Origin of the sequence: Streptomyces sp. NPDC005761, from assembly GCF_040630635.1 — a bacterium.
Taxonomy (GTDB): Bacteria; Actinomycetota; Actinomycetes; order Streptomycetales; family Streptomycetaceae; genus Streptomyces.
Genome location: NZ_JBEXXX010000101.1, coordinates 1 through 2,764 on the forward strand (window position 1 = coordinate 1; position 2,764 = coordinate 2,764).

The 2,764-nt window shown below is 70.6% G+C and carries 2 protein-coding genes; one reads left to right on the forward strand and one right to left on the reverse strand.

What is annotated here, in order from left to right:
• Positions 1–230: 230 nt before the first annotated feature.
• Positions 231–392, reverse strand: coding sequence for a hypothetical protein (locus ABZ434_RS36015; protein ID WP_187284885.1), 162 nt, complete (start codon positions 390–392; stop codon positions 231–233).
• Between the two features lie 288 nt (positions 393–680).
• Here ABZ434_RS36015 and ABZ434_RS36020 point away from each other — a divergent pair, with 288 nt between their 5' ends.
• Entirely contained in the window at positions 681–2,582 is a 1,902-nt protein-coding gene (locus ABZ434_RS36020; RefSeq protein ID WP_359146312.1) for an ABC transporter ATP-binding protein, read from the forward strand.
• Positions 2,583–2,764: the final 182 nt, after the last annotated feature.

The window sequence follows — 2,764 nt, forward strand, 5'->3', positions numbered from 1 at the left end:
GTGGGTCCGTGGGCGGGTGGGTTGGCGGGGGTGCGCTCTACCCCAGCGCTCGCCGGGGGCGGGGCACGGGGTGCCGTGCCCCGCCGCTGTCACGGAAGACCGGGGGGTGGGGAGGCGCCTGCGGCCGGGGCCGGAGGCGGGTTCGCGGCGTGAGGAGGGGGTTCTCGGTGCCGCCGGATCACCGCCTGGTCACCGGGGCGGCGCCGCGCCGCGAGGGCGGTCTCCCGCCGCTACCGGTATGCCGCCGCCCGGCGGACGTCACTGAAGTCGATGGCCCGGTCGGCCTCGCGCAGCGTCTCCTCAGCCACCCGGCGCACCTCGGCCGGCACATCCCCGTGTTCTTCCACGAGTCCGGCGTAGATCGGTGCCTCGGAACTGTCTGTGAAACTCACGTCGCACTGCCTCAATCGGTTGTGTTTGCCATCGTTCGGCCGGAAACAGGGGCCGATTCTACGTGGTCCGCATGCGGCATCGCAGACGGCACCGCGTATTGGGCGGCCATGCGCCCGACCTGGTCTCTTGTCGTGATCCGAGGTCCTGGAGTCTGCTCCTTCCCTGCCCTCGCGGGGGGAAAACGGTTGACCTCAAGTCCGCTTGAGCTCATAGCGTTCTCTCTGCGCCCCGGTCCGTGTCCGGCCACCGGAGCCGCGCACCCCTATCTCGCACCCCGGAGGCACCGCATGAGTATGGAAGTCACCGCTTGGTCATCGCTGCACAGCGCGATGAACGCCCAACAGGACCGCAGACCGTTCTCCCGCGCCACCGTCCGGCGGATCGCCTCCTTCGCCCGGCCGCGCCGCCGGGAGCTCTACAGGTTCCTCCTGCTGAGCGTCGTCACGGCTCTGCTGGCCGTGGCCACGCCGGTGCTGGCCGGCCGGGTGGTGGACGCGATCGTCCAGGGCAAGGAGAACGGCACCGTCACCCGCCTCGCGCTGCTGATCGCCGTGATCGCCGTGGCGGAGGCGGGGCTCGGCCTGCTGACCCGCCTGCTGTCGGCGACGCTCGGCGAGGGCCTGATCCTGGACCTTCGTACGGCTGTCTTCGACCACGTACAGCGGATGCCGGTCGCCTTCTTCACCCGGACCCGGACCGGCGCCCTGGTGAGCCGGCTCAACAACGACGTGATCGGGGCACAGCGGGCGTTCAGCAACACTCTGTCCGGGGTGGTCTCCAATCTGGTGACCCTCCTGCTCACGCTCACGGTGATGCTGACCATCTCCTGGCAGATCACCTTGCTCGCGCTCGTCCTGCTGCCGGTGTTCGTCGTGCCCGCCCGCCGGATGGGGTCGCGCATGGCACGGATGCAGCGCGAGGCGGCCGCGCACAACGCGGCCATGGGAACGCAGATGACCGAGCGGTTCTCGGCCCCCGGCGCCACCCTCGTGAAGCTGTTCGGCCGGCCCGCCGACGAGTCCGCCGAGTTCGCCGCCCGTGCGAGCCGGGTCCGTGACATCGGAATCCGTACGGCCATGGCGCAGTCCACGTTCATCACGGCGCTCACGCTGGTCTCCGCGCTCGCGCTGGCGCTGGTCTACGGGCTGGGCGGCTACTACGCGCTGCGCGGCAGCCTGGAACCGGGCGCCGTCGTGGCCCTGGCCCTGCTGCTGACCCGGCTGTACGCCCCTCTGACCGCCCTGGCCGGCGCCCGGGTCGAGGTGATGAGCGCACTGGTGAGCTTCGAGCGCGTCTTCGAGATCCTCGACCTGAAGCCTCTGATCGCCGAGAAGCCGGATGCGCGCAAGGTGCCGGAGGGTCCGGTGTCCGTGGAGTTCGACGGGGTCTGCTTCGGGTATCCCTCGGCCGACAAGGTCTCGCTCGCCTCGCTCGAAGAGGTCGCGACGCTCGACTCCCGCGGTGGCACGGAGGTCCTGCACGAGGTCTCCTTCCGTGCCGAGCCCGGCCGGATGGTCGCCCTGGTCGGCTCGTCCGGCGCCGGGAAGTCGACGATCGCGCAGTTGCTGCCCCGGCTGTACGACGCCGATTCGGGTGCCGTACGACTGGCCGGGATCGACGTGCGTGATCTGACCGCCGAGTCGATCCGCGAGACGCTCGGAATGGTCACGCAGGACGGGCACCTCTTCCACGAGTCGGTCCGGGCCAATCTGACCCTGGCCAGGCCCGGGGCGACCGAGGACGAGATCTGGGACGCACTGCGGCGCTCCAGGCTCGACGGCCTCGTGGCCTCGCTGCCCGACGGGCTCGACACGGTGGTGGGCGAACGCGGATACCGGCTCTCCGGCGGTGAGCGTCAGCGGCTGACGATCGCCCGGCTGCTGCTGGCCCGCCAGCGGGTGGTCATCCTCGACGAGGCGACCGCGCACCTCGACTCCACGTCGGAGGCAGCGGTGCAGGAGGCTTTGGCCGAGGCACTGGAGGGGCGCACCGCGGTGGTCATCGCGCACCGGCTCTCGACCGTCCGGGCGGCCGATCTGATCCTCGTCGTCGAGGAGGGCCGGGTGGTCGAGCGCGGGACTCACACCGAGCTGCTGGCAGTGGGCGGGCGGTACGAGGAGCTGTACCGGACACAGTTCGCCCCGCCGGAGGCCGGGCAGGAGCAGGGGACGCCCGCGAAGTCCCTCTGAAGCGGGCACGGTCCGTACACCAGAGGAATGCCCCCGGTCCGTGCGAGCCGGGGGCATTCGGTGCGTGCGGTGGTGCGGAGCCGTATCCGGATGCTCCTATAGACGTCAAGCTGCAGGAGCAAGGTCGTTTTGGGTGACTTGTTCTGTTGGTGTGACGGTCAGAGCGCGGTAGACCTCGCGGG